General features: G+C 41.9%; 28 protein-coding genes, 1 other RNA gene and 1 pseudogene. 12 read left to right on the top strand and 18 right to left on the bottom strand.

Annotation, left to right across the window (positions count from 1 at the left end; all coding sequences use genetic code 11):
* Positions 1 to 23: 23 nt before the first annotated feature.
* The 4 genes from ADU37_RS06245 to ADU37_RS06230 all read right to left on the bottom strand — a co-directional run bounded on the left by ADU37_RS06245 (position 24) and on the right by ADU37_RS06230 (position 4,314).
* Complete coding sequence (locus ADU37_RS06245; RefSeq protein WP_058946794.1) at positions 24 to 1,367, bottom strand: acetyl ornithine aminotransferase family protein; 1,344 nt, start codon at positions 1,365 to 1,367, stop codon at positions 24 to 26.
* Positions 1,368 to 1,523: 156 nt separating this feature from the next.
* Complete coding sequence (gene trxB / locus ADU37_RS06240; protein ID WP_058946793.1) at positions 1,524 to 2,516, bottom strand: thioredoxin-disulfide reductase; 993 nt, start codon at positions 2,514 to 2,516, stop codon at positions 1,524 to 1,526.
* 68 nt (positions 2,517 to 2,584) lie between these two features.
* A complete protein-coding gene (locus ADU37_RS06235; RefSeq protein WP_058946792.1) occupies positions 2,585 to 3,115 on the bottom strand; it encodes a metal-dependent hydrolase in 531 nt (176 codons plus the stop codon).
* Positions 3,112 to 4,314 (bottom strand): hypothetical protein, encoded by a 1,203-nt coding sequence (locus tag ADU37_RS06230; RefSeq protein WP_058946791.1) that lies wholly within the window; start codon positions 4,312 to 4,314, stop codon positions 3,112 to 3,114. Before ADU37_RS06230 ends, ADU37_RS06235 begins: the two co-directional genes overlap by 4 nt.
* A gap of 64 nt (positions 4,315 to 4,378) precedes the next feature.
* On the opposite strand from ADU37_RS06230, the gene ADU37_RS06225 reads away from it, so the two are divergent.
* On the top strand, positions 4,379 to 4,873 hold the full coding sequence (locus ADU37_RS06225; protein ID WP_058946790.1) for a THUMP domain-containing protein: 495 nt from the start codon (positions 4,379 to 4,381) through the stop codon (positions 4,871 to 4,873).
* 43 nt (positions 4,874 to 4,916) lie between these two features.
* On the opposite strand, the gene queC is transcribed toward ADU37_RS06225, so the two are convergent.
* The 6 genes and pseudogenes from queC to cutA all read right to left on the bottom strand — a co-directional run bounded on the left by queC (position 4,917) and on the right by cutA (position 8,915).
* Entirely contained in the window at positions 4,917 to 5,636 is a 720-nt protein-coding gene (gene queC / locus ADU37_RS06220) for a 7-cyano-7-deazaguanine synthase QueC (protein ID WP_058946789.1), read from the bottom strand.
* A gap of 93 nt (positions 5,637 to 5,729) precedes the next feature.
* A pseudogene (locus ADU37_RS11005) lies at positions 5,730 to 6,003 on the bottom strand (tRNA-dihydrouridine synthase); the annotation flags it as partial.
* 344 nt (positions 6,004 to 6,347) lie between these two features.
* Positions 6,348 to 7,259, bottom strand: coding sequence for a hypothetical protein (locus tag ADU37_RS06205; protein WP_144433215.1), 912 nt, complete (start codon positions 7,257 to 7,259; stop codon positions 6,348 to 6,350).
* A gap of 275 nt (positions 7,260 to 7,534) precedes the next feature.
* An RNA gene (gene ffs, locus ADU37_RS11000) (signal recognition particle sRNA) lies at positions 7,535 to 7,847 on the bottom strand.
* Between the two features lie 178 nt (positions 7,848 to 8,025).
* Positions 8,026 to 8,613 carry a DUF99 family protein gene (locus ADU37_RS06200; RefSeq protein ID WP_058946785.1) on the bottom strand — a complete coding sequence of 196 codons (588 nt, stop codon included), beginning with the start codon at positions 8,611 to 8,613 and terminating at the stop codon, positions 8,026 to 8,028.
* The gene (gene cutA / locus ADU37_RS06195) at positions 8,610 to 8,915 is read right to left on the bottom strand and encodes a divalent-cation tolerance protein CutA (protein ID WP_058947641.1); all 306 of its coding nucleotides are present in this window, start codon (positions 8,913 to 8,915) and stop codon (positions 8,610 to 8,612) included. The genes ADU37_RS06200 and cutA overlap by 4 nt, the downstream gene beginning before the upstream one ends.
* An 81-nt stretch (positions 8,916 to 8,996) precedes the next feature.
* On the opposite strand from cutA, the gene ADU37_RS06190 reads away from it, so the two are divergent.
* Positions 8,997 to 9,272, top strand: coding sequence for an acylphosphatase (locus tag ADU37_RS06190; RefSeq protein ID WP_058946784.1), 276 nt, complete (start codon positions 8,997 to 8,999; stop codon positions 9,270 to 9,272).
* Here ADU37_RS06190 and ADU37_RS06185 read toward each other — a convergent pair.
* Positions 9,269 to 9,862, bottom strand: a complete 594-nt coding sequence (locus ADU37_RS06185) for a hypothetical protein (protein WP_058946783.1) — start codon at positions 9,860 to 9,862, stop codon at positions 9,269 to 9,271. The genes ADU37_RS06190 and ADU37_RS06185 overlap by 4 nt on opposite strands.
* A 99-nt stretch (positions 9,863 to 9,961) precedes the next feature.
* On the opposite strand from ADU37_RS06185, the gene ADU37_RS11760 reads away from it, so the two are divergent.
* The 3 genes from ADU37_RS11760 (at position 9,962) to ADU37_RS06175 (ending at position 12,704) form a co-directional block, all read left to right on the top strand.
* Positions 9,962 to 10,087, top strand: a complete 126-nt coding sequence (locus ADU37_RS11760) for a hypothetical protein (protein WP_255357501.1) — start codon at positions 9,962 to 9,964, stop codon at positions 10,085 to 10,087.
* Between the two features lie 290 nt (positions 10,088 to 10,377).
* A complete protein-coding gene (locus ADU37_RS06180; protein WP_058946782.1) occupies positions 10,378 to 12,342 on the top strand; it encodes a 1,4-alpha-glucan branching protein in 1,965 nt (654 codons plus the stop codon).
* A gap of 44 nt (positions 12,343 to 12,386) precedes the next feature.
* Positions 12,387 to 12,704, top strand: a complete 318-nt coding sequence (locus tag ADU37_RS06175) for a P-II family nitrogen regulator (RefSeq protein ID WP_058946781.1) — start codon at positions 12,387 to 12,389, stop codon at positions 12,702 to 12,704.
* A 23-nt stretch (positions 12,705 to 12,727) separates the two neighbouring features.
* Here ADU37_RS06175 and ADU37_RS06170 read toward each other — a convergent pair whose 3' ends face one another.
* Positions 12,728 to 13,456 carry a hypothetical protein gene (locus ADU37_RS06170; protein ID WP_058946780.1) on the bottom strand — a complete coding sequence of 243 codons (729 nt, stop codon included), beginning with the start codon at positions 13,454 to 13,456 and terminating at the stop codon, positions 12,728 to 12,730.
* Positions 13,457 to 13,611: 155 nt separating this feature from the next.
* The gene (locus tag ADU37_RS06165) at positions 13,612 to 15,177 is read right to left on the bottom strand and encodes a sodium-dependent transporter (RefSeq protein ID WP_058946779.1); all 1,566 of its coding nucleotides are present in this window, start codon (positions 15,175 to 15,177) and stop codon (positions 13,612 to 13,614) included.
* A gap of 617 nt (positions 15,178 to 15,794) precedes the next feature.
* On the opposite strand from ADU37_RS06165, the gene gdhA reads away from it, so the two are divergent.
* Together gdhA and ADU37_RS06155 are read left to right on the top strand one after the other, a co-directional pair.
* Positions 15,795 to 17,054 carry a glutamate dehydrogenase gene (gdhA, locus tag ADU37_RS06160; RefSeq protein ID WP_058946778.1) on the top strand — a complete coding sequence of 420 codons (1,260 nt, stop codon included), beginning with the start codon at positions 15,795 to 15,797 and terminating at the stop codon, positions 17,052 to 17,054.
* Positions 17,055 to 17,396: 342 nt separating this feature from the next.
* A complete protein-coding gene (locus ADU37_RS06155) occupies positions 17,397 to 17,729 on the top strand; it encodes a hypothetical protein (RefSeq protein ID WP_058946777.1) in 333 nt (110 codons plus the stop codon).
* A 729-nt stretch (positions 17,730 to 18,458) separates the two neighbouring features.
* Here the strand turns inward: ADU37_RS06155 and ADU37_RS06145 are convergent.
* From ADU37_RS06145 to ADU37_RS06130, 4 genes are read right to left on the bottom strand one after another with little or no spacing between them, the layout of a single operon-like run.
* The gene (locus ADU37_RS06145; RefSeq protein WP_058946775.1) at positions 18,459 to 19,142 is read right to left on the bottom strand and encodes a hypothetical protein; all 684 of its coding nucleotides are present in this window, start codon (positions 19,140 to 19,142) and stop codon (positions 18,459 to 18,461) included.
* Positions 19,123 to 20,508 (bottom strand): restriction endonuclease subunit S, encoded by a 1,386-nt coding sequence (locus ADU37_RS06140; RefSeq protein ID WP_058946774.1) that lies wholly within the window; start codon positions 20,506 to 20,508, stop codon positions 19,123 to 19,125. The genes ADU37_RS06145 and ADU37_RS06140 overlap by 20 nt, the downstream gene beginning before the upstream one ends.
* Positions 20,509 to 20,514: 6 nt before the next feature.
* Positions 20,515 to 22,407 carry an N-6 DNA methylase gene (locus ADU37_RS06135; RefSeq protein ID WP_058946773.1) on the bottom strand — a complete coding sequence of 631 codons (1,893 nt, stop codon included), beginning with the start codon at positions 22,405 to 22,407 and terminating at the stop codon, positions 20,515 to 20,517.
* On the bottom strand, positions 22,400 to 22,594 hold the full coding sequence (locus ADU37_RS06130) for an AbrB/MazE/SpoVT family DNA-binding domain-containing protein (protein WP_058946772.1): 195 nt from the start codon (positions 22,592 to 22,594) through the stop codon (positions 22,400 to 22,402). Before ADU37_RS06130 ends, ADU37_RS06135 begins: the two co-directional genes overlap by 8 nt.
* A 203-nt stretch (positions 22,595 to 22,797) precedes the next feature.
* Between ADU37_RS06130 and ADU37_RS10995 the strand changes: the two genes are divergently transcribed.
* The 3 genes from ADU37_RS10995 to ADU37_RS06115 all read left to right on the top strand — a co-directional run bounded on the left by ADU37_RS10995 (position 22,798) and on the right by ADU37_RS06115 (position 24,477).
* Positions 22,798 to 23,235 carry a DDE-type integrase/transposase/recombinase gene (locus tag ADU37_RS10995; RefSeq protein WP_082663028.1) on the top strand — a complete coding sequence of 146 codons (438 nt, stop codon included), beginning with the start codon at positions 22,798 to 22,800 and terminating at the stop codon, positions 23,233 to 23,235.
* Between the two features lie 116 nt (positions 23,236 to 23,351).
* Positions 23,352 to 23,822, top strand: coding sequence for a hypothetical protein (locus ADU37_RS06120; RefSeq protein WP_144433214.1), 471 nt, complete (start codon positions 23,352 to 23,354; stop codon positions 23,820 to 23,822).
* Complete coding sequence (locus ADU37_RS06115) at positions 23,803 to 24,477, top strand: ABC transporter ATP-binding protein (protein ID WP_343203929.1); 675 nt, start codon at positions 23,803 to 23,805, stop codon at positions 24,475 to 24,477. The genes ADU37_RS06120 and ADU37_RS06115 overlap by 20 nt, the downstream gene beginning before the upstream one ends.
* On the opposite strand, the gene ADU37_RS06110 is transcribed toward ADU37_RS06115, so the two are convergent.
* Entirely contained in the window at positions 24,474 to 25,637 is a 1,164-nt protein-coding gene (locus tag ADU37_RS06110) for a hypothetical protein (protein WP_058946769.1), read from the bottom strand. The two genes, ADU37_RS06115 and ADU37_RS06110, sit on opposite strands and share 4 nt — an antisense overlap.
* Before the next feature lie 171 nt (positions 25,638 to 25,808).
* On the opposite strand from ADU37_RS06110, the gene eif1A reads away from it, so the two are divergent.
* Both eif1A and ADU37_RS06100 read left to right on the top strand, forming a co-directional pair.
* Positions 25,809 to 26,156, top strand: coding sequence for a translation initiation factor eIF-1A (gene eif1A, locus ADU37_RS06105; protein WP_058946768.1), 348 nt, complete (start codon positions 25,809 to 25,811; stop codon positions 26,154 to 26,156).
* A 6-nt stretch (positions 26,157 to 26,162) separates the two neighbouring features.
* Complete coding sequence (locus tag ADU37_RS06100) at positions 26,163 to 26,939, top strand: serine protein kinase RIO (RefSeq protein ID WP_058946767.1); 777 nt, start codon at positions 26,163 to 26,165, stop codon at positions 26,937 to 26,939.
* Position 26,940: the final 1 nt, after the last annotated feature.

Raw genomic sequence — 26,940 nt, 5'->3', positions numbered from 1 at the left:
ACAAAAATAGAATAGAAAAGGAATCAGCTAACAACAGCTTTGATGGCCTCTTCGAGAATGTCCAAACCAATCTTGGCCTCTTCTTCGTCTATTGTTAGCGGTGGGATTAGTCTTAGAGCGCTCTTTCCACAGCCGAGGGTTGCAAGGCCTCTCTTAAGTGCCTCAATTATAACTTGGTTTCTTTCCTTGCTTGCGTACTCTTTTGTCTTTCTGTCCTTTACGAATTCAATAGCCCAAGCAAGGCCAAGCCCTCTGACATCACCGATGATTTCGTATTTATCATACATCTCCTGAAGTCTCTCTTTGAACAGCGGCTCAAGCTTTTTGGCGTTCTCAATTAATCCTTTCTCAAGCTCATCAATTACCGTCAACGCTGCTACACAAGCCAAGGCATTTCCACCATATGTGTTGCTGTGTACACCGGGGATGCCAAAGTCCAGGTCTTTTCTAAAGATCGTTGCTCCAATTGGAACTCCTCCACCAAGGGCCTTTGCGAGGCTTATGATATCTGGAGCAATTCCAAAGTGCTCGATTGCAAACATCTTGCCCGTTCTTCCCATTCCCATCTGAACCTCATCGTCTATGATTAGTATACCGTGCTTGTCTGCAACTTTCTTGAGCTCCTTGAAGAAGTTCTTAGGTGGTACTACATAGCCTCCCTCACCCTGAATTGGCTCCGCTATGAACGCTGCCACTTCTTCCGGTGGGACGTAGTGATCAAAGAGGTAATCTTCAATGTATTCTATTACTCTGTTCACGAGCTCATCCGGTTCCTCATAACCATCAATGTGCCACGGATTTCTGTAGGGGTTTGGATATGGAACGTGTTCAACACCGGGCATTGTTGGGAACATCCTCGACCTGTGAACGGGCTTGCTTGCGGTTAAGCTCATCGTTCCATGAGTTCTGCCGTGGAATGCCCCAATGAAGGCTATGAAGAGCTTTCTCTGTGTTGACCACTTTGCTATCTTCAGGGCTGCTTCATTAGCTTCTGTACCACTGTTTGAGAGGAAGGTCTTCTTTTCAAAGTCACCGGGAGCTATGCTGTCAAGCTTTTCCGCCAAGGCAACCTGGTAGGGGTTGTAATAATCGGTCCCGGCTGCGTGAATAACTTTGTCAAGCTGCTCTTTCAAAGCTTCAACAACTTTCGGATTTCTAAGACCGACGTTGAGAACACCTATACCAGAGGAGAAATCGAGAATTCTATTCCCATCGACGTCAATCCAGTAGTTGCCCTCCGTTCTCTCTATAACCAAGAAGTACTCATTTGGGTCGTTTGTTGTGGTTGCCATATACTTGTGGTGCTTCTCTATTATTTCCCTAGCCTTCGGTCCGGGGATTTCCTTAACCTGGGGTCCCTTCACCATGTTCGCTCACCGATGTATTGGATATTTCACATCTATATAATTTTATGCTCATCAAAACTTGTTTTTGCTCGAAAAAGTTTCGAAAATAATTGGAATTAAGCATTAGTTATACAATAAAGCCAGTAAAAAAGTTTGTAAAAAAGGTTTAGTGGAGAATCACTCTTCATTCACTTGAGTTTTCCACTCTTCCAAAAGCTCCTTTGCTGAGTTAGCCGCTATAGCCCCCTGCCCAACGGCCACTGCTATCTGCTTAAAGACGTTTGTTATGTCCCCAGCGGCAAAGAGTCCCTTTACTTTTGTTCTCATGTGCATGTCAACGGGAATGTAGCCTTGTTCATCGGTAATGCCGAGGTGCTTAACGAAATCCGTCTTAGGCTCGTAGCCTATGAAAACAAACACGCCATCGACCTTCTTTTCAAATACTTCACCGGTTTTTACATTTTTCAGCACTACACTTTCGACCTTTTGATTGCCCTTTATCTCAACCACAACCGTGTTTAAAATTGCTGGAATCCCGGCCTTCTTGAACCTGTCCTGAAGTATCTTATCCGCTCTAAACTGCTCCCTTCTGTGAACAAGGGTAACGTTAACCCCTATCTCCTTCAGATACAAAGCCTCCTGTAGCGCTGTATTCCCTCCTCCAACAACTATCACATCTTTCCCCTTGAATAAAGGCCCGTCACATGTTGCACAGTAACTAACTCCCCGTCCATAGAATTTATCCTCTCCGGGAACTCTAAGCTTCCTAGGCTCCGCTCCAACGGCTATTATAACGGTTCTAGCCTTGTAAATCTTCCCATTTTTTGTCTTTACATGGAACTTGCATGGGCCTTCATAATAGGTACACTCAGCGGGGTCTATTCTCTCAACTTCATCAAAAATTATCGGCACTCCAAGCTTTTTTACTTGCTCATGCATTCTGCTGGCAAGCTCTGCACCGCTTATCCCATCGGGAAATCCGGGGTAATTTTCAATGAGGTCTGTAAGGGCAACGTTTCCACCTATGTCCTTTGAGATTATAAGGGTCTCCAGCCCATAGCGTGCCGCATATATTGCCGCAGTGAAACCTGCTGGGCCCGCTCCTATTATCAGAACATCCCACGTTTTTGTTTCATCAACTGTCTGTGAAAGTCCCCCTAAGCTGAACATCTTTCCCTCACCTCCGGTTTGCAACTTTTGGTTGAATATTTAAAAACATTGTGGAACAGATTTGAGAACTAAATCAGCTTTATCTCCCTATCAATTATTAGATGGAGAGAATACCCCAAAAAGGCAGCAAAGGCAATAAACAACGCTTCTCCAAATTTAAATCCAAGGCCGTACTCAAAGGAGGCAAAAATCACGGCTCCATATAGAAGTGCAAATGCCAGAGAATGAACAATCCCCCTATGCTTTGGCATTAGGGCTGAAAAGGCATACCAAGAGCCAAAGGCAAGCAAACAGGCTATAAGCCACCCAAGGGCTGGATCACCTACTTCGTTTCCAACTGACACAAGGTTTCTCCCTTTAACAAAAACCGCACCACCGACGATTACGGCAACTATTGGCTTCACTCCTCTGTGTATAAGCGCTTCCGGGTGATCAAGGTCGGGCAGGTCAGAGCCTAAAACGTAAACCCCATATCCCACTATCATAGAGATGGTAGTTAGCTCAAAGGGGAGGTTTGCATAGTACTTCAAAAAAGATGCAAGGAGGACAGCAAGAGGATAGGTTAAGATACCGCTAAGCACGTGCCCTTCGTAGTTCACTCCTTACCCTCCTTCTGCCCTTCTAGGAACTTTCTAACATATTCTGGTACTTTATAGTTGCCCTTTGGATCTCCCACTAAGAATCCAAGCCGTATGAGCTCCTCAAGATGCTCATAGACCTGAACCCCTGGTTTTTTGACCTCTTTTGCAACCTGAATATAGCTCACCGGCCCACCATTGAACTTGTACACTACAACCTCCACGAGGTCTCTGTACTCTTTGGGAATCCTTGTTAGGTATTCCTCCAGACTCTTGGGCTCTTCCAGAATTGTGGTAACAACGTAATCATCTATCGGATCAAATTTATGCTTGCTGGCTTCGCTTAAAACGTAGTGCAGGAGTCTTAAAATTTGCCTTGGATTGCCCTTCGCAAGCTCATGGATTAACCTTATGGCATCCTCTGTAAAGGGATATATCGGATCGTCTGTGTCTCTTATTCTAACCTTGTTGAGTCTCTTTTTGACAAGTTCAAAGGTTTCTTCAAGGCTCATGGGCCTAAGCTTGAATTCATAGTGAAGCCTCATAAAGAACGCCGGGAAAATTTTGGAGTACTCCTCGTACGCTTCCGGCACGCACGCAAATCCAAATATGCATCCCGGAGGCATGTTGCTTATAAAATGCCTGAGCATCTCAAAAAATAGAATCTTACTCTCCTCACTTGCCGTTTGCATGTTTTCCAGCTCGTCAAGAAGGAGGGCAGAATAGGGATATTTGCTAAGTTCCTTTGTGAGCATTTCCGCAATATCTCTGGACTTGTACTCCTTCGTTGAGGAGAGCATCTTTTCAAGCCTGTCTATAAAGCCGAGCTTCTTTGAGAGGTTCTCAAAAAAGATGTTGGTTCTTGTCTTCGGGGGCTTCAGACCGTTAAACATATCCCCTGTGAGTTTTAGAATGTCGTTTGTGTCAACTTTAATGTAGATTGACTTTCCGCCTTGTTCTGATATCGCTTTATGAATGCTTTTAAGCCTCTGCGTTTTTCCCATCCCAAGGGGGCCGATCAGGGAGAAGGCTATTGAGCTCTTGTTCCCAATAACTTCCGAAATTATCATTGAAAGCCTCATGTCCACTTCCTGATAAACGTGTATGCTCTCCACGTCCTCTATGCCCTCACTTGCCAACTGCTCAAAAGGGTTTTTTGCCAAACCGTAGACTTCATAAGAGGGAGGTGAATAAACTTTAAGTGTACTCTGCCTTTCCATTTTACCCACCAAGTCTAAGTTTTAGGTGGGGGAATATATAAGTTTGTCCATAGAGGTGAAGAAAATGGCAACGTTGCTTGTAACCGTACCGGGTGGAAGAGAAGGAGATGCCGCCCTTGAACTGGAATGGGCACTTGGGGATGCAAGGGTAAGGAGAACAAAGTGGAGAGGAGTGCTGATAGTTCGGACTTCCTCAAGCAAAGATGAGGCACTCGAGAGAATCAAGGAATTTGAGACGACGGCTATATTCAAGGTACTTCCCATAGAAAAGTTCGTGGAGAGCAAAAAAGAGAAAATTATTGAGGAAGCTTTTCGGCTTGCAAAGGAGTATATCAAAGAGGGAGACAGCTTTGCAGTCAGATGCAAAAGAAGGGGCAACTGGATTTCATCCGGAAAGGAGATAGAGATAGAGCTCGGAGCAAAAATAAAAGAGGAGCTAAAGGCTAAAGTAGACCTCACAAATCCGGATTGGTATGTCTGGATTGAGGTTCTCGGAAAAAAGACTGGTCTAAGCGTAATCAAGCCAGAAGAAATCGTAAAAAAGAGGGTGGAGTTTTAAGCTCTCACTTTTAACTTCTGAGATATAAGTAATAAGTGATAAGTTATACCTCAGGCTTGACCTTATAGACGGTTTTGTCTTCTCCGATGGCTTCAATGAGCCCCCTATGCCTCCTAACACAGCTCTCGCATTCGCCACAGTGAATGGGCTTCCCATCTTCCGTAAAACCCTGGGGCATGTAGCATGAATTGGAATACTCGTATTTTGCATTGAACTCTTTCAACAGCTTTGCTATGTCCTTTTTATCCAGATTTATGAGGGGAGCGACCACTTTTACCTCCGCCATGGTTCCATATTTTAGCATCTCGTTCGTTTTCTCCACAAATGCGGGGGTATTGTCGGGAAAAGTGGCACCTTCCTCGGCATTAAAGCCCACTATAATATCTCCTCCTCCAAGGGCATCCAAAAGTGAAGCGGCAACAGATATTAGCACTACATTCCTTGCTGGAACCCAAACGCTCTTTGCCGTTTCTTGAGCAATTTCCATGCTTTCTAAATCTTTTGCAGTAACTTTTGGAGTTTCCCCTCCAACTAAAGTTGTTCCTCTAAGCTTGGAGAATTCCTCCAAAAACTCAAGTTTGATGACTTTCAGCGGAACATTGAGCTCTTTTGAAAAAAACTCCGCTACTTTATTGGTTACCTTCTCCTCATTGCTGCCGTAGTTTATGGTTAGCATGATAACTTCATCATAATTTTTCTCTGCCCAGTATAAGCAAGCCGTACTGTCAAGCCCACCGCTAAACAAAACAACTGCTCTTTTCATTTTTATCCCTCCAAAGCTATTTCTACTATCTCATCTATGCTATTAAACCCTTCCTCATTTAAAAATCTCTCTATCCCCTCGTTAATTTCCTTAAATTGCGATAGCTTTGATAGTATTTATTGCAGAGACAGCATCAGCACCGGCTTTTTCTGCTGCCAGTCCAATTTTTGTTATATCATCAATGTTCGGAGTCAGCTTTGCTATTACCGGTTTCTCCATTGCATCTTTAACGGCTTTGACGACCTTATACACCCTCTCCGGATTTTGCCCAATTTCCATGCCATAACCTTTAGCGTAAGGACAGTTTAAATTAAGCTCAAAGGCATCTGCAACTTCGTTCAGGCTTTTCAGCTAAGAATGCGAACCCCTTCTCATCTTTTCCAAAGGAGAAAATGTCCAATACCGCAAAAACAGTCAGAAATGTACAATCGAATAAAATCATGTATGATACCATTTCAACAATGCCATATCCAAGTAGCCAGCGGGAAGAAAATAATGTTTGCGCTATGGGAAGTAGAAGGAGAACTGTAACCCCTAGCTTAGCCCTCTTTTTATTGATATTTTTGTCAACCGTATCAAAGTAACTCCAAGAAGAAGCATTAACGTTGCCCAAAATATGTGATATCTGGTTCATATATTCCACATCTCGCTATAAAAATTTTAGGGAAGTCATTTAATGCACTGGGGGTACCAGATGGGGGTATAGCTTTGCTACCAGTGGAAATACACTTCATATGTTGTCTTATCATTGTTCTTGTACCAGTATTTGGCTCCAATGGCGTTATATACTTTCACATAGGGAGGTTTAGCTGTTGTGCTTCCTGCTACTCTATAGAGGGTTACTGTCACATCTGCTGTGATTGTCTTATAGTCAATTCCAAATGTGAATGTAACTGACTGAACCATCCATCCAGGTCCATCCTCATTTGTTTCAAAGTTTATCCATTGTGGGGAATTATGGATTGTCCCGGCATAGCTGGGCAGGGTTAATGGAACAGAGTTGTCAGTACTGGTAGAACCCCCCACCAAGTCCAGTATATACTGAGGTGTAATTACATATTCTATGACTGGCCAATCTGGAGGCCCAATATAGTAGGCGTCTATCCTATATTGGACATGTGCCAGAACTTTTCTTTGATTGTAAAATGACGAATATGTGTTGTCCAGAGTGACATGATCATCAGTATTTGCTATTGCGATTTTTTTGTATCCCCTCTCCCATCCATCTGGATCAGGCTCATCTCCCCATAGCACATATTGATAGAAGCTGTCGTACCACAAGCCTGTTGGTCCTGGTAATTCTGCTCCAGATGAGATGTGCCATTCAACCTTTGTTCCGGGAGCTGCGTGAATTATTCCTGCAGGGAGGAGCGCAGTGTCTGTGTCTGACGAAAGAGGAGTAACGCTGTATATTATCTGAGTTAATGGCTTTTTGGGTTCAAATACAATGAATTTTCCTCCGGAGTACATCTTGTCCCCTTGAATTCCTACAATAGAAACGAAATATTTTCTCTCCATAAAGGTAGTCCTCTTAACAGTAGTGGGTTTCCCATTAATTAATTCTACCACTTCTTTTGTAATGCGATGATAAGAGCCAGCAGAGGTTTCCACTTCACTTAACAACACCTCAAACAGTTTTTGCGTATGAATTTAACATCTTGGTGTTTATAACTTTTTCTTTTACTAGTGTTAATTTTTTACGCTTTTTTCCATACGTTCTTACTTTCTAACCATAGCTTTATGAGCTCCTTTAGTCAAAAGAAAGCCGAGTAGTGGAGTGAACGTTTCTGATCATTTAGCTAAACATTCAAAAATTTTGCCAAAGTTTGCTATATTGTTTTACTCTAAAATAACAAACCTTGTTTGAGTGCTTCCACATATTAAAAGGTTTCTTACGGCGGCGGACGCGCCCGAGGGTGGGAACCCTCCTCCAGCGGCTTCCACCGAGACTTGCTCGCCCCCGCCACCCCACGAGCGCCGAACGTCCCGCCTACCGCTGCTCCCTTCCGGGCCTTGCGGGGTTCGGCGGGCAAAGGGAGTTAGCGGAGCCCTTCAGCTCCGCCCCTCCCACCGCCGGCCCCGTGGGACAGGGGCTCATGGCTCCTCTCGGCTTCCACCGCTGGATTCAGGAACCGCCCCTCGGGCTTCGGCCCCCGCATATCGACGGTTTCGGGTTCCAGGGGACGCCGAACCCCCCGGCCTAGTCCGCCGCCATTTAATAATATCCCCCGATGCCTATATAAAGGTTTGGTAACTATCTCTCGACAGCCTCTGTTAAGAATGAGGACAAAACCCCATGGGTCTCAGGATGTCTCTGGGTTTGATTGCGATAGGTTACTCCGGGACTGATTTCATTGAAGGCTTGGTTAGAACAAAGATACAGCAAAGCCTATTCCTTCTTAGACTCTCCGGTAATTACGGCGGAGGCTATCATATGAGCCAATCTTAAAGGTTCAGGTATGAGAGAGCTCTTTTGGGTTAGTTTTATTATTTCCTCTGCCTGCTGAGGGGGAATTCCATAAGCTTGATAGAATACTTTCCCTCGAATCAGCTCCCTTATTTCCCCGGCTTTTCTAAGAAGCGCAATTCTCTCATCGGCATCTACAAAGTGCTTTCTCAAAGCATCTTCCATGGCCCTTAAATCGGGCTTTTTCCTTATCACTGTTATCACGGGCAATCTGGTTTCTTTGCTTAATCTTTCCACGTCAACGACGTTAAAGCCCGCATAAGTTATTCCCTTGAGCATTATAACCCTCAGGTCCTTAAATCTGGAATTGTTTACCGCATCAATCATTTTTTCGGTCGAATCTTTACCATCGATTTCAATCCACCTTGTGACTACTCCCACAACATCTTGAGGACCCCTCATGACAACCCCGACTAAAATAGTGCGACCTTTTCTGAGCTTAGATTTAAAAGAAAAAGTACCGTCATCGAAGCCGATAACCCTTATCTGGGGCTTTACTTTCCGGATCATTTTGTTACCTCTAAAAGCCAGTATAGATATTCCTTATTAACGTGGTCCACATCTATCCTTATTATTGCCGGCACAGAATAGGGATGCAGTTCTCTTAGAGCTTCTTTGAGCTCGCTCCAGAGGTCAACTTTTGTCTTTAGCAATGCCCCAACTTCGTTGTCCTCTTCAATCTTTCCCTGCCACCAGTAGAAAGCTTTGTGTTCCCTCAAATTGGCGCAGGCAATTAGTTTTCTCTCCAGCAGCTCTTTTGTTATCCTTTCAGCACTTTCCCAGTCAGGAAACGTTGTATAGACAAGTATCATCTCACCCATTCCACACACCCGAGAAGAGTTGGTAAAGATAAACTTAAATTTTATGGAGGTTACTTTTAATGGGGGGAGTAGATGGAGATAGTGAGGGCACATATAAGGATATACGGCCGGGTACAGGGAGTAGGATTTAGATGGAGCATGCAAAGAGAAGCGAAAAAACTCGGTGTTAACGGATGGGTAAGGAACCTCCCAGATGGCAGCGTAGAGGCTGTAATTGAGGGAGAAAGGGAGAGGGTCGAGACATTAATAGGGTGGGCGCATCAGGGGCCACCTTGGGCAAGGGTTACAAGGGTAGAGGTGGAATGGGAAGAACCAAGGGGTGAGAAAGGATTTAGAGTGGTGGGTTAACCTTTGTAATTTAGTCCCTCAATAACGACTTTTTTGGGACAGTAATTAACTTCACAGTAGCTGCATACGACTTTTTCCTTACTCTTTTCGGGAGTGTGGAGAACCAGCTTCCTAAACCCCGGAATATCCTTTATTCTCATAAAAACCTCTACGGGCAGAGTTCCATCTATAACGATGTATGCTTTGGCGTCCTCTTGCCTAAGGTTCCTGCTGAATATCTCCACTATTGGCACACCGTTCTCGTAAAGGTACCTAAGCAATTCAGAAAGAGCATAAGAGTGTTCATCCTTCTCAAGTTCTATCTCAAGAACTTCCCAGCCCATGATGGGTGCTACGTTTATAAGGCTTGGAAGCGGGTTAAGCTTTTCAAATATCATTCGTAGAGGGTATGTTTTTTCTATGTATTCGATAGTATGGTAGATTATCTTTCTATTCACGCCTATTACGCGAGAAAGCTCGCTTATTGGAATCTCAACATTTCTCAGATAAATTTTCCCATTTTTCACACTTAGCCCGTTCTCAAAAAGAAACTCCGCCACCTTTCTCCTGGCCGGGAAGTTTTTAAAATAAGCATCCAACACAAGCATCACTTTTGACCACCTCTTATACAAGATTGTATACAGATGAATATTTAAGCTTTTCTCCGCAGTTCTGCATACCGTATGGTGAGAAGTTCTATACAGACGGCTATGTTATCCTGTCGGCCAGATACGGCTTTTTGGTTAAGGGAGCAGGCCGGACCAAAGACGTTGAATGCCATCCCACTGATAGAATACGAGAGAGTAGTGGCAATGGGGAAGTACATGCTACTGTAACTGGGTGAAAAAGACTTCAAGAGACGGAGTTAGGTGTTCAGTGGCATTGCCTATTGGAAAGATGCTGAGAAAACTCAACTCAGCTTAAAACTGAACGAAGACCTTGACAGACTTTTCCTTCTTTTTCCGACCAACTTCAACGCAAGTTTCGGGGATGATACCGTTTTTATGAGAATTATTTCAGTACCATAAACCATTTTTAAACCATAAAAGGAATTTCCATTCCGAAATCGTTAAATACTCAAGAGTTAATAAAGTTCTACAGAATTGCAGCATAGAGGTGGTATTTTATGGTCAGAGGATATTTTACGTTTGTGCTACACACCCATATTCCCTATGTAAGGAAACATGGCAAATGGCCCTTTGGCGAGGAGTGGATCTTTGAGGCTATCTCTGAGACTTACATACCTCTTTTGATGGAGTTTGAGAGGCTCAGGAAAAAAGGGGTAAAGTTTCAGCTGGTAATAGGTGTCACCCCCATTTTAGCGGAGCAGCTTGCAGATGAATACATGAAAGCTGAATTTGAGAAATACATGGAGAGGAAGCTCAACGCTATGCGTGAGGATTTGAAAAAGTTTGAAAACGATGAGAAGCTGAGAAATGCAGTCAAATACATGCTCAAGTATTTTGAAGAAGTCTTTGAATACTGGAAGAGCATAAACGGAGACATACTTGGGGTTCTCAAGCAGTTGCAAGACGAAGGATACATAGAGATAATAACATCCGGGGCTACCCACGGCTATCTACCCCTTTTAGAGAGGGATGAAGCAATTGAAGGACAGATTGTCAATGGAATTCTAACTTACGAAAAATATTTTGGGAGGAAACCAAGAGGCATATGGCTTCCGGAGTGTGCTTACAGACCAGAGGGGCTTTGGCAAAGCCCGAGTACCGGAGAAGTGTTATGGAGGAAAGGCATTGAAAAGTTCTTAGAAAAGTACGGATTAGAGTTTTTCTTTGTTGAAAGCCACCTGATAGATGAAGGTCCCGCAAGCTTCGGCTATGGGAAAATCCTCCCTGCAAAGACCAAGAAGTCCACACTGAGACCTTACTTCATAAAGGGAACGAACATAGCTGTGTTCGCAAGGAACAGGGAAACCGGGCTCCAAGTTTGGAGTGCGGACATAGGGTATCCGGGGGATTTCTGGTATAGGGAGTTCCACAAAAAAGCAGAAAAGAGTGGAGGTCAGTACTGGAGGGTTACATCCAAAGAAGTCGACCTTGGGGGGAAAGAACCCTACGTTCCAGAAAAGGCTTTAGAAAGGGTCGAGGAACATGCAAGACACTTTGTAAGCTTAGTTAAGTCTCTCCTGGAAGAATATGAAAAGGAATACGGGGAAAAGGGTATAGTTGTTGCGCCTTACGATACGGAACTCTTCGGCCACTGGTGGTTTGAGGGTGTTAAATGGCTCGGAAGGGTACTGGAACTTATGGAAGAAGAGGGCATAGAGAGCACAACGATATCAAGGTTCCTTGAGAACTATCAGGGGGAGAGGTATGAGATAGAGCTTCCAGAGGGTTCATGGGGAATGTACGGGAGTCATTACACATGGTGGAATCCAGAAGTGGAGTGGATGTGGGAGCATATACATCTTGCAGAGAGAAGGATGCTCGCCCTTGCAAGTAAATACCTCCATGAGGATGAATTTGGGGATAGAGTTTTAGAACAGCTTGGAAGAGAGCTTTTGCTTATTGAGAGCAGTGATTGGCCCTTCCTCATAACCACGGGTCAAGCAAAGGAATATGGCAAAAAACGTCTTTTGGAGCACACAAATTACTTCCACCGCTTGGCAAACGCCCTGGAAGAGTACTTCAAAGGCAGAGAATTTAAAGAAAGGGGATTCTTAAAAGAGGTGGAGGAGATTGACAATCCATTTCACCCAATAAACATCGAGGTTTACGTGAGTGAAGAGCCTCCGAGTGTTCCCGATTACATTGAACCACCAGAAATTCCCTTAGAGGAAGAAGAGAAAGGAAAAAGCATAAGTGTTGCAAGTGCCCAGAACTTTGAGGAAAAGTGGGAGAGCAGTAAAGCCAGACGTCAGCTTGAGCTTGAGGAGATAACGAGAGAAGAGAAGGAGTTTGAGGAGAAGCTTCTGGCTATAAAGGGTATAGGGCCAAAGACAGTTGAGAAACTAAAGAGAGCTGGAATTAAAAGCATTGAAGACCTTAAAAATGCCGATTTAGTGAAACTGGCAAAAGAAACAAGAATTCCAAAGAAGAGACTTGAAAAGGCTTTGAAGTGCCTTGGTTAGAAAAGTTTATCTTCTTTTCTGCCCTATTATATTTGGTGGAACTTATGAGAAAAATCGAAGCTGTTGTTAGGGAAGAGGATTTTGATAGAGTTCAAAAGGCTTTGAAGCAGATGGGAATAATTCCAATGACTGCTTATCCTGTCAAGGGCAGGGGTGTGCAGGGAGGAGTACCACCTTATGAGCTCATGCCGAAGATGAAGATTGAGATAGTTGTTAAAGATGAGGATGTGGAAAAAGTAGTAGACACAATAATCCAGAATGCAAGGCGGGGCATACCCGGGGATGGCAAGATATTTATCCTTCCCGTTTATGAAGCGATAAGAATAAGGACGGGAGAAAAAGGAAACGAAGCTCTCTATTGAGGGCTAAATTCTAATCTTCTTTATCAGAGGAATGCGTGCCTGTGCTTGTAAAACATGTAGATAGCGTAGCTCAACAGCAACAGCTCGGCAATTCCAAAGAGCACCATTACTCCGGCGACGATTTGAGCAGTAGTTGGAGATACTCCCAATCCTTGGGCGGCTTCTTGAAGTCCACTGGGGCTTATGAACACATCTAAATAAGCCCTCACTGCAAGGGCACCCGTTATTAGTGGAATTGGGGTTGCCGCAAAGGCCAGCATAAGTCCCGTATATCCCCTCTTCCTTAAACTCAGGAGAGAAAGCAATATTGGGATTAGCAATATGAGGGAAGTTATTTTAAATTCCACCGGCAAGAACGCGGTTACAACAAAAAAGCTTATCATACCCCACACGTATGCTTTGTAAGCTCTGTTTACATATTTCATATACCCGGCAAAATCATACAGTGCGGCCTTGGAATATCTAAACATTGCCTCGACGTCTTTCATGTACTCTTTCTCCCCTAACCGTTCTATGGTCTTGTCGTTTGTAGAGTTCTTTAGCTTAACAGCTCTCTTCAAGAAAAAGTTAGCAAGCTCTTCGTTATCAATAACAACTTCATCAGCCATTTTTCTAAAATTCTCTTTTGCCTCCCTTATTTTGTTTAGAGCACTTTGCTTCTTCCTTGGTGAGAGGGAAGTTAAACTTTTAATTCTCTCCTCGGTCTCTTCCAAAACCTTCGCAGTTTCCCTAAGAAGCTCTGGACTTTTCACAAAGAACACCTCCTCTTAATAAAAGAAAAGAAAAGGGCTTTAAGATTTTTGCCCTGCCTTGAGCAACTTGCTTACTGCCAAGTACATCCAGATTAGTATTACGCCCCATGCAAGGGCCATAAATGCCAAAGCACTTGCCTTCATTTTTCATCACCTCAGAGCTTTACTATTACCTCGTTCTTTGCTAATTCCTCGCCGTACTTCTTCTTAATGGCCATGTATGCCTCAATGGCACCGATGATGAGGATAAGCAGTATTATGCCTCTTGCATACCAAACCCAATTGGCGAACTCTGGATTAGCTACGTAGCTTGGAACTGCTTTGAAGTAGCCTTCCTTGTAATAATCCCACGTACTTCCTAGCAGGAGTATTATTGTGTAAATTGGGGCAATGTACATTATAACAGGCTTAACCCACTCTGGAACCTTGATGTATGCTCCCTTGTGGAGCTCCTCCCAGAAGTTGTCTGGCTTGAAGAGCCATACTGCAACTATAATGTCAAAGAGACCGAGCACGACGAGGAGATAGCTTCCAACCCAGTTGTCAAGCTCGGTTAGGTAGTACAAGTCCACGCTTGCTGCTGTTGGGTCTAATGCAACTGGAAGTCCGAGGATCAGGTAGAGTATGAACACAAATACTGCACCGGTCTTTCTGCTTATCTTGAGGTCCTCTTCAAGCAATGCAACCAGATAGTTGTACATTGCTATAGCGGATGTGAATCCAGCAAACCAAAGCAATAAGAACCATATTGCACCAAAGAGTTGACCGGCGGGCATCCTCATAAAGACATTAGGTAATGCAATGTATGCCAGTCCCACACTTTGTTTTATGCCCTCTTCTCCAAGGTAAGCGAAGGCTATTGGGATAGCAATTGAACCACCGAGGATAACCTCCGCAAACTCGTTGAGTGAAACTGTTGCCAAACCTGAAAGTGCAACGTCATCCTCTGGGCCGAGGTAAGAGGCATAGTTCTGTATGATACCCATACCAAGGGAGAGCGTGAAGAATATCTGTCCTGCAGCTGCAAGAGCTGATTTCCATGTTACTTCACTAAATCTTGGCTCCCAGAGGAACTCAAAACCTTTGATTGAACTCCACTCTGGCTTTACTGGAGAACCAAGAGTTAATGATCTGAGCACCAATAAGATAGCTGCCACATACAAAGCTGGCATCATTACTTTAACCCATCTCTCGATACCTTTGCTGACACCTTGCCCTACTGCAATACCAAGGAGTGCAACTGAGATACCCCAGAAGATGAACACTTGAGTATTGTTGGTTAGATAGCCAATAAGGAACTCCACAGAGTCTTTTCCAAAGTACGCTCCGGTTGCGCTGAAGTAAGTATAAGCAGCTGACCATCCTACGATGTGGAGATAATAGCTGTTGAGCAATGTTGTGACTGAGAACGCCAACATACCACCAAGGATACCAAGTATCAACGCCCTCTTTGGCCTCAGACTTTCTCTGGCCATTAAGTAGAACGTTGGGCCCAGTGTACCGTGGCCGTACTTACCCCCATACCTACCTGTGACCCACTCTATCCACATGATGGGTATTCCAAGGAGGAACAATGCAACAAAGTAGGGAATCATGAACGCACCGCCACCGTTCTTGGCGGCCTGATAGGGGAATCTCCAGAAGTTTCCGAGACCTATTGCGTTTCCTGCCATAGCTAAGATCAAACCAATTTTGGTTGCCCACCTATCCCTTTGCTCCATACTAATCCACCCCGTATATTGTTGTATCTGAAGGGGATGCCGATGTACAAATATCGGCAAATATGTCTATGTTTTCTTCTATTAATAAACTTTTCTCTTGGCTTATTTCGACAAAAGACGATTTACAAACACTTAAAACTCAGAATCTGGATATTTGTCAAGACGACAATACTTGAAAATAGCGTAATTATGGTTTTTGGATAATTGTTTAAGATTTCATAATTGAAAAATATTATATAATTAAAAAATTTTGGTTGTGGGTTTAGTTTTTAAAAGGATTTTGGGATAATTAAGTATGTCCCGATGATTGGAACAAGAGTGAGCTGAAGGGTGATGACCGACTTCTCGCTGAGGGCATTTTATTTTTTTGAAATATTTTGACATAATTAAAACTTTCCATACGTCAATATACTTTTTTAGACATTGATGTATGCTAAAAAAAGCATCTGGGGGCTCTCCCATCAGAAAACTTTTTTGGATGTTTTTTATTTGTGGGAAAATGTATGTATATAACCTTTTGTTTAAAAATATCGGTTCTCTAACCACTTTCAGCGAAAAGTTTATATAGGCTATTGCTCAAATTTGTATCGCCAATCACCTAAATTGGAGGGATGAACATGGTTGAGCAAGACCCATTTGAAATTGCCGTTAAGCAGCTTGAAAGAGCTGCCCAATATATGGACATAAGTGAAGAGGCCCTTGAGTTTTTAAAGAGGCCACAAAGAATTGTTGAGGTCAGCATTCCAGTCGAGATGGATGACGGTTCTGTAAAAGTTTTCACAGGATTTAGAGTCCAATACAACTGGGCTCGCGGTCCAACAAAGGGTGGTATTAGATGGCACCCCGAAGAAACACTCAGCACCGTTAAGGCTTTGGCTGCTTGGATGACATGGAAGACTGCCGTTATGGACCTCCCATACGGTGGAGGTAAGGGTGGTATCATCTGTAATCCAAAGGAAATGAGCGACAGAGAGAAGGAAAGACTTGCCAGAGGATATGTGAGGGCTATTTACGATGTCATAAGCCCATACACCGATATCCCAGCTCCAGACGTTTACACCAACCCACAGATCATGGCATGGATGATGGATGAATATGAAACAATCTCAAGAAGAAAGGACCCATCCTTTGGTGTTATCACAGGTAAGCCACCAAGCGTTGGTGGTATCGTAGCAAGGATGGATGCTACAGCAAGAGGTGCAAGCTACACAGTCAGGGAAGCCGCAAAGGCTCTTGGGATGGACTTGAAGGGCAAGACAATAGCCATACAAGGTTACGGTAACGCTGGATACTACATGGCCAAGATCATGAGCGAAGAGTACGGAATGAAGGTTGTTGCAGTCAGCGACAGCAAGGGTGGTATATACAACCCAGATGGTCTTAACGCTGATGAAGTCCTCGAATGGAAGAAGAAGACCGGTAGCGTTAAGGATTTCCCAGGGGCTACAAACATAACAAACGAGGAGCTCCTTGAGCTTGAGGTAGATGTTCTTGCACCATCAGCTATCGAAGAGGTCATCACAAAGAAGAACGCCGACAACATCAAGGCCAAGATTGTTGCCGAGCTTGCAAACGGTCCAACCACACCAGAGGCAGATGAAATCCTCTACGAGAAGGGCATACTCATCATCCCAGACTTCCTCTGTAACGCAGGTGGTGTTACGGTAAGCTACTTCGAGTGGGTACAGAACATAACCGGTGACTACTGGACAGTTGAGGAGACAAGGGCAAAGCTTGACAAGAAGATGACCAAGGCCTTCTGGGACGTATACAACACCCACAAGGAGAAGAACATCAACATGAGAGACGCTGCTTACGTAGTTGCAGTCAGCAGAGTCTACCAGGCAATGAAGGACCGCGGATGGGTCAAGAAGTGATTTCCTTTCCTCTTTTTTCTCTTGGTTTCGTGGTTTATTAATAGTTCTGAAGGTTTGTATTTTCTATAAAGTTTAAATTCAATTCTGCTTGATTTTAATAGTGAGGATAAGGTGTTACTTTTTTAATTGTTTGGATTAGATTAATCAAAAAATTTATAAATAACGTTTTTTGTAGATCCTGCAAATGTTAAAGAAGGGATTATAATTGGCCGGTGGGGGAATTACACCCTTTCAATTGACAAAATTGAAACTGTAACCAATATTACGTATTTGACCCATGCCCGTGCATTTAAACCCCCCATTTTAGTTGTGAAGACCAATAGCATTAGTTATGATGGAGCTATGGGAAGAGACTTACTCTATTATGATCTTTCAACTGGAATTCTTATTGGTGGAGTTATTTCATTTGTTCCAGAGTTTAGAGCTCTTGGAATAACTCATGGAGCACTGGTTGATCAAGTTGCAATGAAAAACCAGAGAAAGCTTTTAGAGGGTCCTTCACCGGTAGAGGCTTTGAAATTAGATAAAAAATGGGTTGCAGGATTAGTTTTATACGACACGAACATAGAATTTGAACCGAAAACAGAGGTTGGGAAAGAAGAAACCTCTATAAAATATCTGTTTTTAATATCTCTAAGTATTTTGCTTGTAGTATTTTTCCTAAGGAGGAGGTGACATTGAAAATCCAGCATCTTGTTAAGTGGGAAGCTAGTGATCCAATAAGAAGTCTTATTTTCTTAGTGGGATTTGTTTTATTCTTAATTTCTTTTAAATCGAGCACTTATAACGCACCTTTTGGTGCTTCAACTTCTATGGATTATGTATCTCAAAATCTTTGGACTATCTATTTCTTTATGTTCTCTTCGGATTCTTATCTCATACTTGTTTCAACCTCTATTTTAATCTCAACTATTGGGGTAAGATATGAAAGAGACACAAAGTTTGCACTATCTGTGGTTACACTTCCCCTCAAAAAGTGGAAGATCTTGTTGGTAAAATTCCTTATGGGAGTTGCTTTCTCTTATACAGCACTTTTTGGCTCTTACTTGTTAGTGTTAGTTTATTCGTTTTCAGATATTCCGAGGTTATTTAAAGAAAGTCTGATGATGAATCACACCCTACTCTATGTTGCTGTATTCTTTCTTTTTGTTTCTTTATATGTCTCATCAATTTCTTATCTTGTTTCTATAATTGCTCCAAACACTTTCGCTGCTTTCCTCCTTGGAATAGTTTTTCTGTATCTCCCTCAATTCATGGGCCTTCTTAGTCTCCCCCCTATCTGTTTATACGGGCATTTATTCATATGCAAAATCCTTTTATCAGACTGCAAATTATAAAAACCCTTACTCCATGGGTTCTGTTGAATCTTAGGGTGTTGCATTCAGGGTGTTGCAAGTGTGGTGGTTATGACTCTAAATATTTACCAGATTTTATAAACTCTATCATCTCGCAAACGTTTCGTTGCCTTCTTTTTTTGATTCTACCTCTCTTGTCCAATATCCTTTCTTCCTTCACCTTCTCAAGGTCAATACTTCTCCCAGAAATTCTCTCATCATTACCTTCTACAACTACTACTTTGAAAAAGTCTTGGAGGTGATAAAAATCACGAATCTCTGGGCGATTTTTTACGTATTCGAAAAAATCAGGATCTATAACATATACGAGCTCGTAAAATTTTCTCCATACTCTGATTATCGTTTCCTTTGGAATGTCGGATATATTAAGGTAGTGTGTTTCTTCGTTTCTTAAATCCTTCAGAGAGTAGGAGATTTGTTGAAAAGAAAATTCGGGCGATATAAAGAATTCGTTAATTTCCTTTAGATTACTTTTAGTTTCATCAGAAACATCTTGGTGATTATATATGTCATTCAAAATATCATTAAACCTTTTCCACCTATTTCCAGAATGTAGAGATATCCCGAGACTTTTGGCAAACGCTTTTATCACAGCTTCACGCATGTCTACAAGCTCTTTTATGATAAGTTTACCAAAATCATTAGCTCCATTAAAGAAGTCAAGTAGGCCTAAAATAAGAAGTCTTCGCCATCTTATTGCCAATGCCTCTCTATCACTCTCTGGGAGAGGCATTTTCAATCGCCTCTTCAACTTCTCTGATCGCTCTTTGGACAAGTTGTCTTGATTCTTTCCTTAGTTTGAAGTATTCTCTCACTAGCTCGGCTATTTCCTGTTGTTCGTCTTTTGGTACTTTTGGAATTAAGATTTTTCCAACATCCTCATCTTTTATTGTTGGGTAAGTACTACCACTCATGTTTCTTAGTACTGGCAGATTTCCAATGTCACTTCTCAGATAAACGAACAAGAATTCTGGAATTATGCTTTCATCTTTGCATCGAACCACGGTGAAGCCTTGTGTAACTAAACTTCCTTTAAATTCATCTGTCACAAAACCTATACCTTTTCTATAGGGTCTAACTTTAGAGTAGAGTATATCTTTCTCTTTAACGAGATATTTATCACCAGATGGTAATTTCCATCCATAATCCTCTTTATATTTTATGATTTCTCCAAAAGCAGTATCTATTCCACCTATCTCTATATACTTGACTTTTTTCGTTCTATATAGCTTATCTTCCGGATTAACTTTCTTATGTTTAATCTTAGCAATTTCTTTAAGTGGCTTAACCTCAAATGGTACCTTTTTCAGTAATTCAATAACTCCAAGATATTTTGGATGATAATATTCTGCGTCAAACCTGAAAGCCTGTCTAACTTCTTTGAAATTCACCTCATAAGCCTTTTCCGCCTCTAACTTTTCTATCTCTTCTTTGCTAATTCCTAAAAGCTCGTAGAGCTTCTCTTCCGCTTGCTGGTATTTTTGGTCTGCTATCTGTATTTTTTTAAATGCATCCCGTGTAATGTCTCCTATTTTTTGTTGAAAATCTTTGGGAAATATTGGGACTCTTATATTAAGTATATCTGCTGGGTTTGCACGAGGCCTTGTTGAACCAATTCCTATAAATCTTACTTGGTTATACGTATACTTGCTTATTAGGTAAATCCAAAGTGCATAAGGATCGTATTCGCTTTTGAAAATATTTAATACAACAAATTCTGTTGAACAAATTCCTTCTTCTATATATTCGGGGATCAAAACAACCTTATTTAGGTATGTTCTAATCTTGGAAAAAAGAATATCCGTCTTTTTAAAGCGTAATTTGGTGCTATCCAACTCTTTCCCAAGCACTTTAGTAAAAATAGTTCCAAAACCTCCGAAAGGTACATTTTTTAATTCAACATAAATAAATCTCTTACTGTAGTAATCCTGTGGGTCTATAAGTTCTCTTCTTATATTTGCTATCTTCCCCAATAATGTAAGTTCAAAACCTGAATTCCTTAACGCTTCTATTGTTTTCATTCTAATTGGATGATAATACTCTGCTTCAAATCTCCTATCAATGAGAATGTCTGAAAATCTAATTTCAGAGACAGGCATTTTCTTTCACCTCAAAAGAAAGGTTAGATTATGCCTTTTTCTAAACTCATGAAACTTTGTAATAACTTCTGGCACTTCCGTATCTATTGCTGCCTTTTCTTTTGAATCTACAACTTCTCCTTTTTCATTAATATATTCACCTTTTTCGTTTCTCTTGAATAATGTTCGTCCTCTTACATCATAGCCGATCTTTTCTAAAGAAGCCATAAAAATAGGGTAATCTTCTTTTTTCAATTCTTCTAGTTTTTCCTCAGGCATCTTTTGGATGAATAAAATAGATGCTTTAACACCAGCACCATAAGGTATAAATGTTTCTGGCGGTAAGGAAACTACAGCCAGTATTCTTGCGTGATCCATTATCCACTGCCTAACATAACCTAAAGTTGAATTGGTCAGTATTCCATCAGGTAAAACGATAGCCATCCTTCCATAGGGCTTCAATAATTGCCAGCATCTTTCAATGAACAATATTTCTGGCGTTTGCTCCCTGAGAAGCTGGCTCGTCTTAATCCACTTTTTCTGCTTTTTGTCATACTTCCACTTATGGGCTAAATCAAACTGAGCCAAAATTCTATGATCCTTTATTTTTCCTTTTGTTCCAAATGGTGGATTTGTTAAGACTATATCGAACTTGTTAGGTTCTGGGGTAGCTGGCTTAGGAACTCTCATTTTCTCTGCTATTTCCTCCAACTTATCAAACGGCAATAAGCTGTTAGCTGAGAAAATATTAGACCACCCATCTTCAAACAAAACCATATACATTTTTGCAACCTTAACCAAATCTGGATTTATATCAATTCCAGCGATGTGTGCTCTTGCGTAATCCGCTACTCCCCTTGCATCCAAGTTGTAATTTTTCTTGACATGTTCCATAGCCCAGATAAGAAATCTTCCAGTTCCGCAGGCTGGGTCAATAACGGATTCGTGATATTGTGGATTCAGCATCCCAACAGCAAGCTCGATGGCTGGCTGTGGTGTGAAGAACTCTCCTCTATCACCCCTCATGTTCTCGTGTATGAACGTTTGGAACGCTGTTCCCTTTACATCGTCCCTTGTTTTCATGAAGGATATCTCCTGCAACCTTCTAACGATCTCAGCAATTGAAAGAGGTTTTAGTAGCAAATCACCATCAATCTCTGGATAGAAACTCTTAGTCTCTTCCCAAAGTCTTTGAATCCTCTGCATGAAAGATGTAGAAGTTCCTCTCTCTAACATCTCTTCATATTCTCTCTCTGAAATCCAGAACCACACCTCTTTTCTTGGCGATTTCTCATCTACAATCTTCATGAAAATGAGTTTAATTATCTCCCCGAACAACTTCTCCTTCAAAAAGCCTTCATTTGCGTAGAGGTAGTTATGAATCTCGTCAAATCTTGCTGTCAAATTAAACGCTGGTTTTAGGTCGTCTTTTGTTAGCTGTCTCTCTAAATCCTCGAACCTCTCGCCGTATCTGGGTATCCTACTTATTTCTTGGAATTGATGAGGTTTTCTTAATCTTCTAATAAAGGCTATGTCCCTACCGTTATACCAAATTCCAAACTCAGCAGTTGTAGCGTTGATATAGCTCTCCAACTGCTCTATTCCATCCTTTCTACTTTCCCTTTTAACCTCAACAATGATGTAGGCATTTTTGTTTGGATCTTTTGATTTTGTATCTCTAAATACCACTATATCCGCTCTACCGAGTTTTCGGCTACCAAATTGAATCTCTACTTCGATATCAATTAGCTCTTTTGGATATCCCCATTCCTCAACAAGTCTCCTCTCTACCTCCTGCCTCCTTCTCTCTTCTGGAGTATCCTTCAAAAGTTTGCCTGTAATGTAGTCTCTTATGTATCCTTCTCTCACTTGCTCCTCTTCAACTATTTCCCCAAACAGCGTTACCTGTTTTTTATCCATGTCTACCACCTTTCTTTTCTTTTAATGGTCTTACGACAATTATAAGCTCTCCACCCTCTGCTCTAATTTCCCAGTTTAGCTTATCCCCTTCTGAAAGATTAAATTGCTTGACAATGCCCATAGGAATAGTGGTTCTTAAGGATTTGCTTTTCGATGTAGCTTTGGTAAGCATAGTGATTTCTCCCATTGCCAATCACCTATCATAAATATTAGGTAAAATTATTTACAAAGTTTTTGGTGTAAAATTTGGATCTGTCCACTTTGTGCGAAAGGCTTAAATATCCCATATATAAGCTTTATCCCCCTACGTGGACAGATCTTAAAATTTTGCAGAAAATTTTAAATAGGTAAGATTTTGGCTAGCATTAAACTAGATTTCAACTTGCAAGTATAATTTCAAAGGAAAGGAAAATTGAAGATGCTAGAAGAGGATTCAGAATTGCTAAGCAAATTGGGAAGAAAAAGCCAAAGTTTGTAGTAACAGATGGTTTAGGCGTTTATCATAAAGCATTTAACAAAGAATTTTGGAATCATCACAGAAGTTGCAAGCACATTAGCGGTGTTAGATGGAAAGGTCAGCTAAACAACAACTTGGTTGAAAGATTACATGGTACGATAAGGGATAGAGAGAAAGTTATGAGAGGTTTGAAGGTTGAAAATACACCAATAATTGCGGTACACATGATCTACTACAACTTCATCAGACCTCACATGAGCTTAAATGGTAAAACTCCAGCAGAAGAAGCAGGAATCGACTTAAACTTAGGCAACAACAAATGGTTAGATCTGCTTAAGAAAAGCTTGGAGTTCCATAAGAATCAACTTTAATTTTTACCACCACACATGCAACACCTTATTTGCAACACCCAATGTTTCAACAGAACCACTCCATGGGGAGTTTTTATACCGCTCTTGGCTCTTTCTGCTTATCTTATTTTAGGTGAATGGAGGGATGTGAGATGAGAATGGGCAATGTCCTACTTCTCACCTTCCTTGTTTCTACCCTTGCCATTATGGGTGTACAGCATCTTAACAAGGAGAAACCGCTGGGGGGACAGTTGATGTTTTTTGAAAATGGGTACGCTTATTTTGTAGCCCCTTCTTCTATGCTTGTTGAGATCACTTGTTTTTCCCAAAACAATGCCTTTTTTGAAGTAAAAGTAATAGACCCCGAGACAGAGGAAGAGCTAAATAGCATCCGAAGCTATGGAACTGCAAAAGAAGTTCTCTTCATCCCCCATTCTGGGCCTTATTACTTTTCTTATGAAGGGTCTATGCCAAGCTGTACATTAAAGAGTATCAAAATTTTGCCATCGAGAGAAATTTTAAAATTAGAGTATTCTCTTGGAACCCTCTTTGCGTTGCTTCTTTCATTACTAATCTGGAGGGAAAAGAATGGCAATAATAACTGCTGAAAAATTAACAAAAAGATTTGGAAAAATAACTGCCCTTGAAAATGTTAGTGTAAGAATTCCTAAAGGGTTTACTCTCATAATTGGCCCAAATGGTGGGGGCAAAAGCACATTTTTGAAGATAGCCGTGGGAGTTTACAGACCAACAGCAGGAAAAGTAGAAGTGCTTGGAAAAGACCCATGGAGTGATGAAGAAGTCAAAAGGAGAATAGGGGTCTCTTTTGACCCTCCAGCACTTCCACCATTTCGTTCTGCAAGAGAATGGTTAGAGACTATTGCGGAGATTAAAGAGCTTGAAAAAAGGGAAATTCAAAGAATTTGCAATGAGTTTGAACTTGGAAGTTTCATAAATCGATTAACTAGGGAGTATTCTGCAGGAATGCTGAAAAGAGTGGGTTTGGCTCAAGCTTTTCTCGGAGATCCGGATCTTATTTTTCTTGATGAACCTCTTGTGAATATTGATGTGGATGGCATGAAGCAAGTCATAGAACTTTTATCATCAAAAGCCGAAGAGAGTAACTTTGTTGTAATCTCTCACATATGGCGTCCTTTACTCCCCCTTGCTGATTTTGTTATCTTTTTCTCCGGAGGAAAAATAAAGGCAAATGGGACTCCTGAGGAAATTTCAGAGATTCTTAGAGAATATGGATTGCTCTAAGCTTTCGTCCAGTACTCCTTCTCTTCAACCATGGCTTGGATCATCTCGTCCTCGTCCTTGAACATAGTCCTCCTTGAGGGATTCTGCATGCCGTAAAACTCCATGAACGGACTTGGCCTCTTTTTAAACGGGTAGTAGAGGTAAATTGCTCCCAGAGTTCTATAAGCCTCTGCCATCTCACTTATAACTCCAGCGGAAACTCCCTGAGCATAGTGATAAACCGCTATGGCCTTGCTCACATCCACCAAGTTGAAATCCCTCTCAACAAGCTGTCTCCTTAAAATATCGGTGGCTTGTTCTATATCCTCTCTGTCGAGCTCTTCTATTTCTTCACCATCCCAGATGTTCTTGATTTTTATCCTCTGCACTTCTGGGTTTTTCTCTACTTGGGCGTCATACTCTGCAACAATCCACCAGTCGTCAAGCGCTCCCGGATCTAAGACGGTAAAGTGTCTGCTGAGCTTCTCGTAAAATCCCCTAACCCTATGGTAGTATTCCTCCTCGTGCCCTGTCATGGGATAGCTTAGGTACACCAAGGGTTTTTCTTTTTCGTGGAAAATTAAGTCTATAAACGTCTGGGGTGGGTGTCTAATTCCAAAATGAAGGACATACCTAACCTGAACCCCCTCCTTGTTGAGTTCATGCACGAGGGTTTTCACGTGGTTTATGGCATCTTCACGCCACATTACAAGGGTTGTGAGCTTAATGTTCTCTTTGTCTTCTCCAAAGCGCTCAAACCATTCTTTATCGTGGATTATTCTTCTCCTGACGCTCAAAATGTCGTCCAGCATGATTATAACTCTGCTCGGCCTTAGGAGTTTTAAGTTGCTTAGGGTAAAACCTAAAACGCTCCCACTTCCCCATCTAAATAGGGCTGGAGTTGAGACTAAGTGAAAGGTCTTTTCACTCTCCTCTATTTCTTCCTTTATCCTCTTGAACGCCTCGTCGCGAATGCTGTTCATCAAATCCGGATGGCTTATCGCAAAGTCTAAAACGTTTTTTCTTGTAATTTTGACGCCCTTTTCTCTTCCGACTTCCTTCAGATAGTCAAACACGTGATAATACTGAAAGCTCTCACTTTTTGCAAGCTTTAATGCCTTTTCAGCATATTCATCCCGTCCGTTAAGAGGAGGGCCCGTGAGGAGTATTGTTTCTTTCATATCTCATCCCCCTCTTTCCGTAACTGGAGTTTAGGCTCTTCCCCTTTTCAACTTTATGGATGTTTAAATGAGTTCATGCAAAAATTTTAAAAACATCCCAATTAATTGATAGTGGAAAATATTTGCAAAAAGCTTAGGCTTATAAGGTTATCAAATAAACTATGGGGGGTGATGTTTATGCCAAGAAACGATAAAAATAGAACTGTTGAGGGGGAGGAAGTTATCAGAGTTCCTCTCCCAAAGGATAACCAGGTGTTCGGGATAGTGGAGCAAGCTCTAGGCTCAGGATGGATGGACGTTAGATGCTCGGACGGAAAGGTTAGAAGGTGCAGGATACCGGGGAAGCTGAGAAAGAAGATGTGGATTAGAGTTGGGGATGTGGTTATAGTTCACCCCTGGGAAGTGCAAAGCGACGAAAGGGGAGACATAGTTTACCGCTATACGAAGACTCAGGTTGACTGGCTTATCAGAAAGAACAAGATCACCCAGGATTTCCTTACCGGCGGCTTAACTCTGTGATGGCTTATGAAGATCCCAGACATAGATAAGGAGATATCGCAGATTCTGGGATTAGAAGAGCGTAGAGAAAAGGATAGTGAACTCTATAAAGTGTTTAGTGAGGTATTTGATAGAACCACCATCAGCACACTTTCCTACTTCCATCGAAGGGGAAACATAGAAAAACTGCTTGGTGTGATTTCAACGGGAAAGGAGGCGAATGTGTTTAGGGGTATCGATGCCGATGGCAATCCTATTGCTGTTAAAATCTATCGTACCTATACAACCGAATTTAGGAGAATATGGGAGTATTTGGCAGCGGATCCAAGAATTGGCTATCTACCAAAAGACATCAGAAAGCTGGTCTTTGTATGGACTAGGAGGGAATTTAAAAATCTCCAGAGGGCAATGAAATACGCTGTTAGGGCTCCAGAACCAATAGCGTTCGGCAATAACGTCCTCATAATGGAGTTCATCGGGGATGAACACCCCGCTCCAAGATTAAAAGACGCGGAAAAAGAACTCACTAAAGAAGAATTTGAGGAGCTCTATAACTTTGCCATGGATTCAATTGAAAAACTCTGGAAGAGAGGGGATATGGTCCATGGAGATTTGAGTGAGTACAACATCCTAATCTGGGATAAGCCGGTAATAATTGACTGGTCTCAGGCGACGGTGAAGAGGAACAGAATGGCGCTCTCACTGCTCTATCGTGATTTGAGAAATGTCATCAATTACTTCGCCAAAAAGGGAGTGGCAGTTGATAATCTTGAGGAAAAGTTTAGAGAGCTAGCGGGTGATTGAA

It is taken from the genome of Thermococcus sp. 2319x1 (assembly GCF_001484685.1).
In the GTDB taxonomy this organism is placed as follows: domain Archaea; phylum Methanobacteriota_B; class Thermococci; order Thermococcales; family Thermococcaceae; genus Thermococcus_A.
The sequence above is the reverse complement of the archived record's forward strand: the minus strand, read 5'-3'. Positions and strand labels throughout refer to the sequence as shown.